12 protein-coding genes are annotated in these 14,123 nt (G+C 69.2%); 4 read left to right on the forward strand and 8 right to left on the reverse strand.

Features of this window, described 5'->3' with window-relative positions; all coding sequences use genetic code 11:
* Positions 1–70: 70 nt before the first annotated feature.
* Both ACF08F_RS01000 and dnaB read right to left on the reverse strand, forming a co-directional pair.
* Positions 71–1,453, reverse strand: coding sequence for a serine hydrolase domain-containing protein (locus tag ACF08F_RS01000; RefSeq protein WP_392296390.1), 1,383 nt, complete (start codon positions 1,451–1,453; stop codon positions 71–73).
* A gap of 32 nt (positions 1,454–1,485) precedes the next feature.
* Entirely contained in the window at positions 1,486–2,967 is a 1,482-nt protein-coding gene (gene dnaB / locus ACF08F_RS01005; protein WP_392296391.1) for a replicative DNA helicase, read from the reverse strand.
* 424 nt (positions 2,968–3,391) lie between these two features.
* Here dnaB and ACF08F_RS01010 point away from each other — a divergent pair, with 424 nt between their 5' ends.
* The gene (locus ACF08F_RS01010; RefSeq protein WP_392296392.1) at positions 3,392–4,729 is read left to right on the forward strand and encodes an MATE family efflux transporter; all 1,338 of its coding nucleotides are present in this window, start codon (positions 3,392–3,394) and stop codon (positions 4,727–4,729) included.
* 85 nt (positions 4,730–4,814) lie between these two features.
* Here the strand turns inward: ACF08F_RS01010 and rplI are convergent, their stop codons facing one another.
* From rplI to rpsF, 4 genes are all read right to left on the reverse strand, one after another.
* Positions 4,815–5,261 carry a 50S ribosomal protein L9 gene (gene rplI, locus ACF08F_RS01015; RefSeq protein WP_056565090.1) on the reverse strand — a complete coding sequence of 149 codons (447 nt, stop codon included), beginning with the start codon at positions 5,259–5,261 and terminating at the stop codon, positions 4,815–4,817.
* 18 nt (positions 5,262–5,279) lie between these two features.
* The gene (gene rpsR, locus ACF08F_RS01020; RefSeq protein ID WP_005315025.1) at positions 5,280–5,516 is read right to left on the reverse strand and encodes a 30S ribosomal protein S18; all 237 of its coding nucleotides are present in this window, start codon (positions 5,514–5,516) and stop codon (positions 5,280–5,282) included.
* Positions 5,517–5,574: 58 nt separating this feature from the next.
* Entirely contained in the window at positions 5,575–6,168 is a 594-nt protein-coding gene (locus ACF08F_RS01025) for a single-stranded DNA-binding protein (RefSeq protein WP_392296393.1), read from the reverse strand.
* Between the two features lie 74 nt (positions 6,169–6,242).
* On the reverse strand, positions 6,243–6,533 hold the full coding sequence (gene rpsF / locus ACF08F_RS01030; RefSeq protein ID WP_005482942.1) for a 30S ribosomal protein S6: 291 nt from the start codon (positions 6,531–6,533) through the stop codon (positions 6,243–6,245).
* Positions 6,534–6,817: 284 nt separating this feature from the next.
* On the opposite strand from rpsF, the gene ACF08F_RS01035 reads away from it, so the two are divergent.
* From ACF08F_RS01035 to ACF08F_RS01045, 3 genes are all read left to right on the forward strand, one after another.
* Positions 6,818–7,132: a hypothetical protein gene (locus tag ACF08F_RS01035; protein ID WP_150268224.1), complete on the forward strand. Its 315-nt coding sequence runs from the start codon at positions 6,818–6,820 to the stop codon at positions 7,130–7,132.
* A 141-nt stretch (positions 7,133–7,273) separates the two neighbouring features.
* Entirely contained in the window at positions 7,274–8,392 is a 1,119-nt protein-coding gene (locus ACF08F_RS01040) for a peptidoglycan bridge formation glycyltransferase FemA/FemB family protein (protein ID WP_055642437.1), read from the forward strand.
* An 82-nt stretch (positions 8,393–8,474) separates the two neighbouring features.
* Positions 8,475–9,506: an alanine racemase gene (locus tag ACF08F_RS01045; RefSeq protein ID WP_317597222.1), complete on the forward strand. Its 1,032-nt coding sequence runs from the start codon at positions 8,475–8,477 to the stop codon at positions 9,504–9,506.
* A gap of 15 nt (positions 9,507–9,521) precedes the next feature.
* On the opposite strand, the gene ACF08F_RS01050 is transcribed toward ACF08F_RS01045, so the two are convergent.
* Both ACF08F_RS01050 and ACF08F_RS01055 read right to left on the reverse strand, forming a co-directional pair.
* On the reverse strand, positions 9,522–11,036 hold the full coding sequence (locus ACF08F_RS01050) for a glycosyltransferase family 87 protein (RefSeq protein ID WP_392296394.1): 1,515 nt from the start codon (positions 11,034–11,036) through the stop codon (positions 9,522–9,524).
* Positions 11,037–11,183: 147 nt separating this feature from the next.
* The gene (locus tag ACF08F_RS01055; protein ID WP_392296395.1) at positions 11,184–13,985 is read right to left on the reverse strand and encodes a transglycosylase domain-containing protein; all 2,802 of its coding nucleotides are present in this window, start codon (positions 13,983–13,985) and stop codon (positions 11,184–11,186) included.
* Between the last annotated feature and the right edge of the window lie 138 nt (positions 13,986–14,123).

Genomic DNA, 14,123 nt, shown 5'->3' on the forward strand with positions numbered 1-14,123 from the left:
CGACGACCCGGCGCGCTGTTTCACGTGAAACACGAGGTGACAGCGGGCACGGAGGCCAGGGCCGGACGGCTCAGAGGCCGCGCCAGCCCGCCTCGTCCACACCGCCCGGCACCGCGGCCCCCGGCTCGTACGGCTCCCGGGTGAAGACGAAGGACGCCAGGTCGAGATGGCTCACGCTGCCGTCGGGGCGCCGCACCACGCGAAGCGTCTCCCCCGCGTAGTAGCCGTTGAGCCCGACCCAGCCGCCCTCGGGCAGCGCACGGAAGCTCGCCCGCCGCCCGGCTCCCCGCAGCGGCTCCAGCACCACGGAGCGCTCGGGCCCGAGCCGGAGCCCGTAGGAGTAGGTGCCCCAGTACCAGGGCCCCGTCAGGGAGAGCAGCTCCTCGTCGACCTCCGCCGCCGGAAGGGGGCGCCAGGGCTCCGGGAACCTCGGCTCGGCGTCCGCCACGATCCGCACGAGATCGGCCGCCACGGCGGCCGTCAGCGGCCCGGAGGTGGCATTGGCGAGGGCGATAGCCGCCAGTCCGTCCTCGACGCTCACCCAGAGGCAGGCGACGAAGCCCGGCAGCGAGCCGGTGTGCCCGATCAGCGTCCGGCCGTCCCGGCGCAGCAGCTGGAGCCCGAGCCCGTAGCTCCCCTCCCAGTCCCCCTCGCCTGCGGGGGACGCCGGGGCCCGCATCTCCTGCACGGAGGCCGCCGCCAGGACCCGCTCGTCGCCTGCCGCGAGGAACACGGCGAACCGGGCGAGGTCCGCCGCCGTCGACCACAGTTGACCGGCCGGCGCCATCAGCCCCAGGTCCTCGGACGGTTCGGGAAGCATCACGTCGGCCCAGGGGTGCACCGCCCAGCCGCCCGCGTGCGGGGCGACCGGGTCGAGCGTCGTACGGCCCATCCCCAGGGGCTCCAGGATCTCCGTCCGCAGCGCCTCCGCCCACGAGACCCCCCGCACCTCCTCGACGAGCGAACCGAGCAGCGTGTAGCCGGGGTTGGAGTAGTGGAAACCGCGCCCCGGGGTCCGGAGGGAAGGCCGCTCCCCCAGCACGTCGGAGAGCTCCGGCCGCAGCGCGGCGGAGGACCTCTCCCACCACTGTCCGGGCGTCTCCGCCGCGAGCCCCCCGCTGTGGCCGAGGAGCTGAGCGATCGTCACCTCGCCGACGCCCGTCCCCTTGAGGTGGCGCTCCAGCGGATCGTCGAGGTCGAGCAGCCCCTCATCCCTCAGGCGCACCACCAGCACCGCGGTGAACACCTTCGTGAGGGAGCCGATCCTGAACTGCGTGTCGGCGTCCGGCGCGTGCCCGTCCACACAGCTGCGCGAACCGCTCCACACCATCGCTCCGTCACGGACCACCGCCCCCACGAACGAGGGCGCGCGGCCCTCGGCCTGGGCGACCGCCACGCGGTGCAGCAGGGAACGCTCGGTACCGGGCAACAAGGCTTCGAAGGATGTCGTCATGGACTCCATCCAACGCGATGTCCCGCCTCGGGTCAGGTCTGGGCCATGTCCACGAAGCGCGAGTAGTGGCCCTGGAAGGCGACGGTGATCGTGGCCGTCGGACCGTTTCGGTGCTTGCCGACGATGATGTCCGCCTCGCCGGCCCGCGGGGACTCCTTCTCGTAGGCGTCCTCTCGGTGCAGCAGGATCACCATGTCGGCGTCCTGCTCGATCGAGCCGGACTCACGCAGGTCGGAGACCATCGGCTTCTTGTCGGTGCGCTGTTCGGGACCACGGTTCAGCTGGGAGAGCGCGATCACGGGCAGCTCCAGCTCCTTGGCGAGGAGCTTGAGGTTTCGCGACATGTCGGAGACCTCCTGCTGACGGCTCTCCTGCCGCTTGGAGCCGCCCGACTGCATCAGCTGGAGGTAGTCGATGATCACGAGCTTGAGGCCGTTGCGCTGCTTGAGCCGACGGCACTTGGCCCGGATCTCCATCATCGACAGGTTCGGGGAGTCGTCGATGTACAGCGGCGCCTGGGAGACGTCGGGCATACGGCGGGCGAGCCGCGTCCAGTCCTCGTCGGTCATCGTGCCGGAGCGCATGTGGTGGAGCGCGACCCGGGCCTCCGCCGAGAGCAGACGCATCGCGATCTCGTTGCGGCCCATTTCGAGGGAGAAGATGACGCTGGGCAGGTTGTGCTTGATGGAGGCCGCCCGGGCGAAGTCCAGGGCGAGGGTCGACTTACCCATGGCGGGACGGGCCGCGATGATGATCATCTGGCCGGGGTGCAGTCCGTTGGTGAGCGAGTCGAGGTCGGTGAAGCCGGTCGGCACACCCGTCATCTCGCCGCTGCGGGAGCCGATCGCCTCGATCTCGTCGAGGGCCCCCTCCATGATGTCGCCGAGCGGCAGGTAGTCCTCGGTGGTGCGCTGCTCGGTGACCGCGTAGATCTCGGCCTGGGCCGAGTTCACGATCTCGTCGACGTCCCCGTCGGCCGCGTAGCCCATCTGCGTGATCTTGGTGCCGGCCTCCACGAGGCGGCGCAGGACGGCACGCTCGTGGACGATCTCGGCGTAGTACGAGGCGTTGGCCGCGGTCGGGACCGACTGGACCAGGGTGTGGAGGTAGGAGGCGCCGCCGACGCGGGTGATCTCGCCACGCTTGGTGAGTTCGGCGCCGACCGTGATGGGGTCGGCCGGCTCACCCTTGGCGTAGAGGTCGAGGATCGCGGCGTAGACGGTCTCGTGGGCCGGCTTGTAGAAGTCGTGGCCCTTGATGATCTCCACGACGTCCGCGATGGCGTCCTTGGAGAGCAGCATGCCGCCGAGGACGGACTGCTCGGCGTCGAGGTCCTGCGGGGGGACGCGCTCGAAACCGGAGAGTCCGCCGTCCCACGGGCCGTCGTCGCCGCGCTCGTGCTGGTCGTCGCGCCCGCGGCCCCGGCCGCGTCCTTCTCCTCGAGTACGGGTGGGCAGCCGGTCGCTCGGTCCGCTGTCGGCCCAGGGGTCGTCCATGGGCTCGGGAACGCTCACCAAGCCACCTCCTCCCGTCCGCTCCGCGGACCTCGCCGTGCCACTCTTTCTTACGCCACGGCCTTGATCAACGAGTGGCTTTGCGACCGCTGCTGGCGCGTCGGGCGCCGGACCACGGTAGGCCCGCGAGGAGCGTCAGCCAATCTGGTTATCCACAGGGCCTGTGGGTGAACGGCCAGATGCTGTGGAGAACTCCCCGGATCCTGTGCACGGAGCGGGGGACAGCTATGTGGACAAACTCATAGCACCCCCATGCTCACCCATTTGACCTGCGGTTTTTCCATCCACGGCCTGTGGGGGAGAAAAAGTTCTCCACCTGGCCCAAGATCAGAACAAACGGCCCACACCCGAAGCCCCACACCATCAAAAAGTAATAGTCCCTAAGGCGTTGCATCACTTACCTGTGGAAGATTAGATTGACCGCATGATCCAGGCCCCCGCGACCTCCAAGGCCGTCCGCCGACAGCACGACCGCGAGATCGTCTCCCTCGCCCTGCCGGCCTTCGGTGCGCTCGTCGCCGAGCCGCTCTTCCTGATGGTCGACAGCGCCATCGTCGGCCACCTCGGTACCCCCCAGCTCGCGGGGCTCGCGATCGCCGCCGCCCTGCTCTCCACCGCCGTCAGCGTCTTCGTCTTCCTCGCCTACGCGACCACGGCGGCCGTCGCCCGACGCGTCGGCGCGGGCGACCTCCAGGCCGCCATCCGGCAGGGCATGGACGGCATCTGGCTCGCCCTTCTCCTCGGCGCCGCCGTCGTGGCCCTGACGCTGCCCACAGCCCCGTGGCTCGTCGACGTCTTCGGCGCCTCCGACACGGCCGCTCCCTACGCCGTGACCTACCTCCGGATCTCCAGCCTCGGCATCCCCGCCATGCTCGTCGTTTTGGCCGCCACCGGCGTGCTGCGCGGCCTCCAGGACACCCGTACCCCGCTCTACGTGGCCATCGGGGGCTTCGCAGTGAACGGGGCGCTCAACGTCGGACTGGTCTACGGCGCGGGTCTGGGGATCGCAGGCTCGGCCTGGGGCACGGTCATCGCCCAGTGCGGAATGGCCGTCGCCTACCTCGTCGTGGTCGTACGGGGCGCCCGGCGCCACGGCGCCTCCCTCCGCCCCGACGCCGCCGGCATCCGCGCCTCCGCCCAGGCCGGCGTCCCCCTCCTGGTCCGTACGCTGTCGCTCCGTGCCGTCCTGATGATCGCCACCGCCGTCGCGGCCCGGATGGGTGACGCCGAGGTCGCCGCCCACCAGATCATCCTGTCCCTGTGGAGCCTGATGGCCTTCGCCCTCGACGCGATCGCCATCGCGGGCCAAGCCATCATCGGCCGCTATCTCGGCGCGAACGACGCCGAGGGCGCACGTCAGGTCTGCCGCCGCATGGTCCAGTGGGGCGTGGCCTCCGGAGTGGTGCTCGGCGCGCTCCTCATCGTCGCCCGTCCCCTGTTCATCCCGCTCTTCACCAGTGACACCACCGTCCAGGACACTCTGCTCCCCGCCCTGCTGGTGGTCGCGCTGTCCCAGCCGATCTCCGGTGTCGTCTTCGTCCTCGACGGAGTCCTCATGGGCGCGGGCGACGGACCCTACCTGGCCTGGGCCATGCTGCTGACCCTCGCGGTCTTCGCCCCGGTCGCCCTGCTCGTTCCGGTGCTCGGTGGCGGGCTGACCGCCCTCTGGTGGGCGATGACCCTGATGATGACCGTCCGGATGGTGACGCTCTGGCTGCGCTCGCGCTCCGGCCGCTGGATCGTCACGGGCGCCACACGCTGACCGTTTCACGTGAAACGGCGGAAGGGCCGCACCCCGAGGGGTGCGGCCCTTCCTCACTGCTGAGCGCAGAGCGCCAGCGGCAGCGTTACGCGGCGACGATCTCGACGCCGAGCTTCGCGGCAACGTCGGCGTGCAGACGCACGGACACCTGGTGCGAGCCCAGGGTCTTGATCGGCGAACCGAGCTCGACGCGACGCTTGTCGACGTCGGGGCCACCCGCGGACTTGATCGCCGAGGCGATGTCGGCCGGGGTCACGGAGCCGAAGAGACGGCCGGCGTCGCCGGAGCGAACGGCCAGGCGCACCTTCGTGCCCTCGAGCTGGGCCTTGATCTCGTTGGCCTGCTCGATGGTCGCGATCTCGTGGATCTTGCGGGCGCGGCGGATCTGCGCCACGTCCTTCTCGCCACCCTTGGTCCAGCGGATCGCGAAACCACGCGGGACCAGGTAGTTGCGAGCGTAGCCGTCCTTGACGTCGACGACGTCGCCAGCGGCGCCGAGGCCGGAAACCTCGTGGGTCAGGATGATCTTCATTTTTCGGTCACCCTTTCCTTATCGCGCGGTGGACGTGTAGGGCAGCAGCGCCATCTCACGGCTGTTCTTGACGGCCGTGGCGACGTCACGCTGGTGCTGCGTGCAGTTGCCGGTGACGCGGCGGGCACGGATCTTGCCGCGGTCGGAAATGAACTTCCGCAGCATGTTCGTGTCCTTGTAGTCCACGTACGCGGTCTTGTCCTTGCAGAACGCGCAGACCTTCTTCTTAGGCTTGCGCACAGGCGGCTTCGCCATGGTGTTTCTCCTGTGTGATCAAGAAGTGGGGATACGAGCTGCTTCGAGGGCGCGTGCCCTAGAAGGGAGGCTCGTCCGAGTAGCCGCCGCCGGAGTTCCCACCCCAGCCGCCGCCTCCGCCGCCCTGCTGGCCGCCGGAACCGCCGGAAGGAGCACCGGTCGCCCACGGGTCGTCGGCGGGAGCACCGCCGCCACCCTGCTGCTGGCCACCGCCGCCGGAGTTTCCACCCCAAGCGCCGCCACCCTGCTGCTGGCCACCGCCGCCGTAGCCGCCCTGACCACCGCGACCGGTGGTCTTGGTGACCTTGGCCGTGGCGTTCTTGAGGCTGGGGCCGACTTCCTCGACATCCAGCTCGTAGACCGTGCGCTTGACGCCCTCACGGTCCTCGTAGGACCGCTGCTTCAGCCGGCCCTGCACGACGACGCGCATGCCTCGCTGAAGCGACTCGGCGACGTTCTCCGCCGCCTGACGCCAGACCGAGCACGTGAGGAAGAGGCTCTCGCCGTCCTTCCACTCGTTGGTCTGACGGTCGAAGGTGCGGGGGGTGGACGCGATACGGAACTTCGCGACCGCCGCACCGGACGGGGTGAAGCGCAGCTCGGGGTCGTCGACAAGATTGCCGACGACCGTGATGACGGTCTCGCCTGCCATGGGGGAACCTCTCGGCGGGATTGCTTCTGGCTGCTTTGTAGCTACTCGAACCCGATGACCTCTGAGCTAGAAGCTCAGTGGGTCTCGGGGCGGAGGACCTTGGTCCGGAGGACCGACTCGTTCAGGTTCATCTGGCGGTCGAGCTCCTTGACGACCGCAGGCTCGGCCTGCAGGTCGATGACCGAGTAGATGCCCTCGGGCTTCTTCTTGATCTCGTACGAGAGACGACGACGGCCCCAGGTGTCGACCTTCTCAACCTTTCCGTTGCCCTCACGGACGACGGAGAGGAAGTTCTCGATCAGGGGGGCGACAGCGCGCTCCTCCAGATCGGGGTCGAGGATGACCATCACCTCGTAGTGACGCATGTGGAACCCACCTCCTTTGGACTCAGCGGCCACGGTCGTTCCGTGGCAGGAGGGTCGTGATGCGTAAGCAACGGTATCCGCCACCACTGACAATCACCCTCGGTGAACGAGAGGACCGTCGGGGGTCCCGGAGGGACCTGGGCAGACACCGGCGCAGCTGTACAGAGTACCCGTACATCGGCCTGCGGTTGAAATTCCCCGGTGAGGGGACGCAATCTGTACACAACGGATGTCGGCGGCGCCTCGACGCGCCGCCCTCGCGCAGCAACGCCAGGAGGTGCCCCATGGCACAGGCAATGCGACCCGACCCCGGCCATTCCCTCTTCGCGACCGACGGCAAGCCCCACCCCCTCCAGGACACGCTGGTAGGCGTGACGCTGGTGCTGGGTGTCCTCGCCTTCGTCACCGCGCAGTTCGACAACCTGCACCTGCTGAGCTCCTGGTCGGGCCTGATCGGCATCCTGACCGGTGCCTACGGACAGTTCATCTCCGTGACGACCCGCGAACGCTTCCTGCTGATCCTCGGACTCGGCGCCTCGGCGTTCGGCTTCTACCTCGGCATGGCCCACGGAGGCCTCTTCGGCGGCGTCATCAGCTGAGCCGGCGGCACCTGGGCGGCGCGTCCGGCGGCACGTCGGGGCGCACACGCCCATTCGGGGCGCTCCCCGGTCACAGTAGGCTTCGGCGCGAGAGCCGGAGCCCCTGACCGATGGGGACACACCTGCCGAGGAGCGCCCCGCATGAGCCTGACCCTGAGGACCATCAGCCGTGAGCAGCATCTGGGATTCATCCAGAGCCAGCCCGCGGCGAGCCACTGCCAGGTCCCGGCGTGGGCTGATGTGAAGACCGAGTGGCGCTCGGAGAACCTCGGTTGGTTCGACAAGAACGGCGAGCTCGTCGGCGTCGGCCTGGTGCTCTACCGCCAGCTCCCGAAGATCAAGCGCTACCTGGCCTACCTGCCCGAGGGCCCGGTCATCAACTGGCACGCGCCCAACCTCGACGACTGGCTGCAGCCGATGCTGGCGCACCTCAAGCAGCAGGGCGCGTTCTCGGTGAAGATGGGCCCGCCGGTCGTCATCCGCCGCTGGGACGCCGCCGCGATCAAGTCCGGCATCCAGGACCCGGACGTGAAGCGCCTCAAGGACGTCGAGGCCACCCACATCGAGCCGCGCGCCTTCGAGGTCGCCGACCGGCTGCGGAAGATGGGCTGGCAGCAGGCCGAGGACGGCGGCGCCGGCTTCGGCGACGTCCAGCCCCGCTACGTCTTCCAGGTCCCGCTCGCCAACCGCTCGCTCGACGACGTCCTCAAGGGCTTCAACCAGCTGTGGCGCCGCAACATCAAGAAGGCCGAGAAGGCCGGCGTCGAGGTCGTCCAGGGCGGCTACGAGGACCTGGCCGAGTGGCAGCGCCTCTACGAGATCACGGCCGTCCGCGACCACTTCCGGCCGCGCCCGCTCTCGTACTTCCAGCGCATGTGGACCGTCCTCAACAACGAGGACCCCAACCGCATGCGGCTCTACTTCGCGCGTCACAACGGCGTGAACCTGTCGGCCGCGACCATGCTCGTCGTCGGCGGCCACGTCTGGTACTCCTACGGCGCCTCCGACAACATCGGCCGCGAGGTCCGGCCCTCGAACGCGATGCAGTGGCGGATGCTGCGCGACGCCTACGCGATGGGCGCGACCGTCTACGACCTGCGGGGCATCTCCGACTCGCTCGACGAGACCGACCACCTCTTCGGGCTCATCCAGTTCAAGGTGGGCACCGGCGGCGAGGCCGTCGAGTACGTCGGCGAGTGGGACTTCCCGCTGAACAAGCTGCTGCACAAGGCGCTCGACATCTACATGTCCCGCCGCTGAGCCGCGTCGCTTCGGCGACGGTTCCGTAGTCTCGTACATATCTTTGATACACCGCTGCCACCAGAAAGGTTCCGGGCCGGCCATGGCGCTCTCCCTCTACGTCGACACCGCTCGCTGGCGCGCGCACCAGAAGACGGTCATCGACCAGTTCCCCGGTCTGATCCCGGTCTGCAAGGGCAACGGCTACGGCTTCGGGCACGAGCGCCTCGCCGACGAGGCCGCCCGCTTCGGTGCCGACATGCTCGCGGTCGGCACCACCTACGAAGCCGCGCGGATCAAGGACTGGTTCAGCGGCGACCTGCTGGTCCTCACCCCCTTCCGACGGGGTGAGGAACCGGTTCCGCTGCCCGACCGGGTCATCCGCTCCGTGTCCTCCGTGGACGGCGTCCACGCCCTGGTGGGCGCCCGGGTCGTGATCGAGTGCATGAGCTCGATGAAGCGCCACGGCGTCCACGAAGGGGAGCTCCAGCAGCTCCACGCCGCCATCGAGGACGTACGGCTGGAGGGCTTCGCCCTCCACCTCCCGCTGGACCGCCCGGACGGCACCGACGCGGTCGAGGAGGTCATCGCCTGGATGGACCGGCTGCGGGCCGCCCGCCTGCCGCTGCACACCATGTTCGTGAGCCACCTGCGGGCCGAGGAACAGGCCCGACTCCAGCAGCAGTTCCCGCAGACCCGCTTCCGCGCGCGGATCGGCACCCGGCTCTGGCTGGGCGACCACGAGGCCACCGAGTACCGGGGCGCCGTCCTCGACGTGACCCGGGTCGCCAAGGGGGACCGTTTCGGCTACCGCCAGCAGAAGGCCGCGTCGGACGGCTGGCTGGTCGTCGTCGCCGGCGGCACCTCGCACGGCGTCGGTCTGGAGGCCCCCAAGGCCATGCACGGCGTCATGCCGCGCGCCAAGGGCGTCGCACGGGCCGGGCTGGCCACGGTCAACCGGAACCTGTCGCCCTTCGTCTGGGCGGGCAAGCAGCGCTGGTTCGCCGAGCCGCCGCACATGCAGGTGTCGATCCTGTTCGTGCCCTCCGACGCCCAGGAGCCCCGCGTCGGCGACGAGCTGGTGGCGCACCTGCGCCACACCACGACGCAGTTCGACCGGCTCGTGGAGCGCTGAGCCGGTCGAACACGTTCACCCCCGGGAGTCCGGTTCCGTCTTCGGTTCCGGATCCCCGGGGGTGCCCCATTCCACCCTCGGCCCCTCCACCGCCGGCGCCGCGTGCCGGGCCGGATGGGCCGCCCTGCCCGTGACGAAGACGTCCTCCGCGCCGTCCAGAACGCCCCCGGAGGGGTCGTCCGAGCCGTCCTGCCGGACCGGGTCCTTCTCGGGCCGGAGGATGTCGCGTACGACCATGACGCACAGGTACAGCGTGCCGAGCAGGTGCAGGACGATCGCGAACTGGTAGCCGTCGACCGGCAGTCCCTGCTTGTTGCCGCTGTTCATGAAGGCCAGGTACATCCAGATGCTCAGGAAGTACATGACCTCGCACGCCTGCCAGATCAGGAAGTCGCGCCAGCGCGGCCTCGCGAGGGCCGCGAGCGGGACGAGCCACAGCACGTACTGCGGCGAGTAGACCTTGTTGGTCAGGACGAAGGCGGCGACGACCAGGAAGGCCAGCTGGACGAAGCGGGGCCTGCGCGGAGCGCTGAACGCCAGGAAGCCGAGCGCGGCCACCGCGACGACCATGAGCAGCAAGGCGTACATGTTGGCCTTGTCCGGCGTGATCGACGTGCCCGTCCGCTGGCTGACCAGCAGCCAGACCGAACCGAAGTCGACGTTCCGGTCACGGCTGAAGAGGTAGAACTGCTTCCACCCCTCGGGCGCCATCAGCATCACGGGCAGGTTCACGACCAGCCACGCACCGGCCGCGCCGAGCACGGCCGTCCCGTACTCGCGCCACTTCCCCGCGCGCCAGCAGAGCAGCAGCAGCGGGACCAGCAGCAGTATCGGGTAGAACTTCGCGGCGGTGGCGAGACCGAGCAGGATGCCGAAGCCGAGCGGCCGGCCGCGCGACCACAGGAGGACCGCCGCGGAGGTCAGCGCGACGGCCAGTATGTCCCAGTTGATCGTGGCGGTGAGCGCGACGGAGGGCGCCAGGGCGACCAGCAGGCCGTCCCAGGGGCGGTTCCGGTGCGTCCGCGAGACACAGACCGCGAGGACGGCCGCGCAGACCATCAGCATGCCCGCGTTGACCATCCAGAACGTCTGCTCGCGGTGGTCCATGGTGCCGCCGCCGGGCGTCAGCCAGGACGCGACCTCCATGAAGAGGCCCGTCAGGACCGGGTACTCCAGGAACGGTATGTCGCCGGTCAGCCGGTCGAAGTAGGGCACCAGGCCGTCGGCGAACCCACGCCCGGAGAAGAGGTGCGGGATGTCCGAGTAACAGGCGTGGGTGTACTGGGAGGTGGTCCCCCGGAACCACGCCCAGTTGTAGCAGGGCAGCTTCTGCACCATGCCGAGGGCGAACATCCCGATGGCCACGAGGGCGATCACCCGCACCGGTGTGAACTGACCGCGGCCGGTCAGTGCGCGGCGGCCGAGAGGACCGCCGATCAGCTCGCTGCCCGCGGCGGCCACCTCGTCCCGGTGGGTGGGGATGACCGTCCGCGGGGCCCGCGGCTCGCGCGTCTTCTGGAGGCTCGGCATGGGGGACATCCTGCCGTACGTCCCCGGCGAAACGGCGAGGGCCGCCGCGTCCGGTCCGTACGAGAGGTACGGACGGACGCGACGGCCCTCACTGCGTGCCCTGGACGGTGCGCCCCGGGAGGTCCGGCCCGGGGGGCTGGGTCCGGATCAGGGAGTCCAGACGCCTTCCTCGCCGCCGTTGCCGGGCTTGCCGGTCCCGTTGCCCGTGTCCTCCGTCGTCGGCGTATCGGTCGGTTCCGGCGCCTCCGTCGTGGTCGGCGGCGTGGTCGTCGGCTCACCGGTGTTGCCGCCCGGGTCACCGCCCGGGTTGTTGCAGTCCCAGTCCCAGACGTTGCAGGTCGTCTTGCCCGGCTTCGGCGACTTCGTCGGCCGCGTCGGGGGAGTCGTCGTCGGGGTGGCCGGGGGAGTCGTCGTCGGCGCCTCCGTCGTCGGCGTCGCCGTGGTCTCGGTGGGCGTCGGGGTGGCCGTCGGCGACGGGGTCGGGCTGGTGGCGCCTCCGCCGAAGACCGGCTTGGCGTCCTCCAGGTCCTCGGGCTCGGGGAACTTCACGTCCGGCATGCCCTCGACGGCATCCGTCATGTAGTCGTTCCAGATCTGCGACGGGAAGGACGAACCGTGGATCGTGTCCCGGTCACCCGTGCCGTACATCTCCTCGAACTCGCGGTTCTTCTTCGACTCGTCGTCGTCGAAGCGGTACATGTCGATGGCGGTCGACAGCTGCGGGGTGTAGCCCACGAACCAGGCCGACTTGTTGCCGTCGGTCGTACCGGTCTTGCCGGCCACGGCGCGACCCGGGATGGCCGCGTTGTTACCCGTGCCCTCCGGGTCCTCCACGACGTCCCGGAGGACGTCGGTGACGTTGCTGGCGATGGCCGTCGTGAAGGCCTGCTGGGTCTTGACCTCGTGCTTGTAGATGGTCTTGCCGCCCTTGACCACCTTGGTCACCGAGAACGGGTCCTTCTGCTGGCCGTTGTCCGCGAAGGTCGCGTAGGCGCCGGCCATCCGGATCGCGCTCGGGCTGGAGATACCGAGGGAGAAGGAGGGCACCTCGCCCTTGACGAGCGAGTCCTCGCGCAGACCGGCCTTGACCGCGGCCGCTCGGACCTTGTCGATGCCGACGTCCATGCCGAGCTGCACGTACGGGGAGTTGGCCGACTTGATCATGGCCCGGCGCAGGGTCATCGGCCCGTAGCTCGCGTCACCGTCGTTGGTCTGGAACCACTCCTCCCCCTTCTCGTTCTCCCAGATCTCGCCGTTGTACTTCCGGATCTTCAGCTTGTTCTTGCCGGAGTAACGGCTCTTGTCCGGGTCCACGATCGTGCGGGAGGACGCGTCCTGTACCTCACCGAGCTCCTTGTCCCGGACGCCGTCCTGCATCGCGGCGGCCAGCACGAAGGGCTTGAAGGTCGATCCGACCTGGGCACCGGTCGTGTCGGCGTTGTTGGTGAAGTGCTTGGTGGCGTCGGTACCGCCGTAGAGCGCGACCAGCGCGCCGGTCTGCACGTTCACCGAGGCGCCGCCGAACTGGACGTGGGTGTCCGTCTTCGGCCGCTTCTTCGGGTCGATGTGCTCGTCGTAGACCTTCTTGACCGACTTCTCGAGCGCATTCACCTTCTTCTTCTCGAAGGTGGTGTAGATCTCGTAGCCGCCGCGCTCCAGCTCCTTGGCGCCGATGCCCTCGGTGTTGTTGTTGATGAAGTTCGCCTTGGCCGTGCTCACGAGGTAGCCGATCTGGCCGGTCAGCTGCGCGTCCTGCTTGCGCTTCTGGACCTTGGGGAACGACGTGTACTTCGCCCGCTCCTCGGCCGTGATCTTCTTGTCCTTGACCATCTCGTCGAGGATCCAGCTCCACCGCTTGGTGGCGCGGTCGAGGTTCTTCTCGGGCGTGGCCTCGGCGTCGATCTCCGGGTAGCCGGCGGGGTCGTAGTACGTCGCGCCCTTCAGCACCGCGGTGAGCAGCGCCGACTCACTGGCGTTGAGGTGCTTCGCGTCCTTGTTGAAGTACGCGCGGGAAGCCGCCTGGATGCCGTAGGCACCGCGCCCGTAGTACGAGGTGTTCAGGTAGCCGGCCATGATCGCGGGCTTGCCCAGCTCGTTGCCGACCTTCATGGAGATGAAGAGTTCCTTCACCTTCCGGCTGAGGGTCTGCGACTGGTCGTTGAGCCGGTTGTTCTTCACGTACTGCTGGGTGATGGTCGAACCACCCTGGGTGTCGCCACCCTTGGCCATGTTCCACACGGCGCGGCCCATGCCCATCGGGTCGACACCCGAGTCCGTCCAGAAGGTCTTGTTCTCGGCCGAGACCACGGCCTCCTGCATGACCCTCGGGATCTGCTCGATCCCGACGATCTGACGGTTCGTACCACTGCCGGTCGCGACCATGCGCGAGCCGTCGGCCCAGTAGTAGATGTTGTTCTGCGAGACCGCGGTCTCGTCCGTCTCGGGGATGGTGACCTGCGAGTACGCGAAGACCGCGCCGCCCATCGCCATGCCCAGGAACACCAGGAACGTGCCCGTCACGAGCCTCCACGACGGCAGCCAGCGACGCCAGCCGTACTTGTCGTGGCGCGGGTAGTCGATGAACCGCTTCTTGCCCGGCGGACGACCACCGGAGCCACGCCCCGGACCGCTGCCGTGACCGCCACCGCCGCCACCGCGTCGGCCGCCACCGGGACCGGCCGGTCCACCAGGGCCACCGGGGCCGGCTTCGGCACCCCTGCGACGCCCGCCGCGCTGAGCGGCCCGGCGGGCCTCCGCGCGCCCGCCGTAGGGACGCGGCTCCTCCTCATGGGAAGCATGCGGTCCGTACGAGGCCGATGGGCCCCCCCTACCGACATCCTGGGCCGGGGCCGACCTGCGGCCCACCGGCTGCTGGGCAGCGCGCCGTGTCGCCGCGCGGCCACCTGTCGGCGGCTCCTGCGGTGACATTTTGCGACGGTGCTCGCTCATCGAACGACTACTCCTCGGGCAGGCGCATACGCCTGGAAGCGGCAGTTGAGTTCCGGTCCCCCCGAAATGCGCACGGGCGGAACCCCATCGGAGGCCCCTCCGTAACGCAGCCGGTCACCCGCAGCACTGACGCCCCGC

Origin of the sequence: Streptomyces sp. NPDC015130, assembly GCF_043080005.1 — a bacterium.
Classification (GTDB): Bacteria; Actinomycetota; Actinomycetes; order Streptomycetales; family Streptomycetaceae; genus Streptomyces.

Coding starts and splice junctions, on each gene's coding strand:
- ACF08F_RS01000 (WP_392296390.1), bottom strand. CDS start 1,453: ATGACGACATCCTTCGAAGCCTTGTTGCCCGGTACCGAGCGTTCCCTG.
- ACF08F_RS01010 (WP_392296392.1), top strand. CDS start 3,392: ATGATCCAGGCCCCCGCGACCTCCAAGGCCGTCCGCCGACAGCACGAC.
- rplI (WP_056565090.1), bottom strand. CDS start 5,261: ATGAAGATCATCCTGACCCACGAGGTTTCCGGCCTCGGCGCCGCTGGC.
- rpsR (WP_005315025.1), bottom strand. CDS start 5,516: ATGGCGAAGCCGCCTGTGCGCAAGCCTAAGAAGAAGGTCTGCGCGTTC.
- ACF08F_RS01025 (WP_392296393.1), bottom strand. CDS start 6,168: ATGGCAGGCGAGACCGTCATCACGGTCGTCGGCAATCTTGTCGACGAC.
- rpsF (WP_005482942.1), bottom strand. CDS start 6,533: ATGCGTCACTACGAGGTGATGGTCATCCTCGACCCCGATCTGGAGGAG.
- ACF08F_RS01035 (WP_150268224.1), top strand. CDS start 6,818: ATGGCACAGGCAATGCGACCCGACCCCGGCCATTCCCTCTTCGCGACC.
- ACF08F_RS01040 (WP_055642437.1), top strand. CDS start 7,274: ATGAGCCTGACCCTGAGGACCATCAGCCGTGAGCAGCATCTGGGATTC.
- ACF08F_RS01045 (WP_317597222.1), top strand. CDS start 8,475: ATGGCGCTCTCCCTCTACGTCGACACCGCTCGCTGGCGCGCGCACCAG.
- ACF08F_RS01050 (WP_392296394.1), bottom strand. CDS start 11,036: ATGCCGAGCCTCCAGAAGACGCGCGAGCCGCGGGCCCCGCGGACGGTC.
- ACF08F_RS01055 (WP_392296395.1), bottom strand. CDS start 13,985: ATGAGCGAGCACCGTCGCAAAATGTCACCGCAGGAGCCGCCGACAGGT.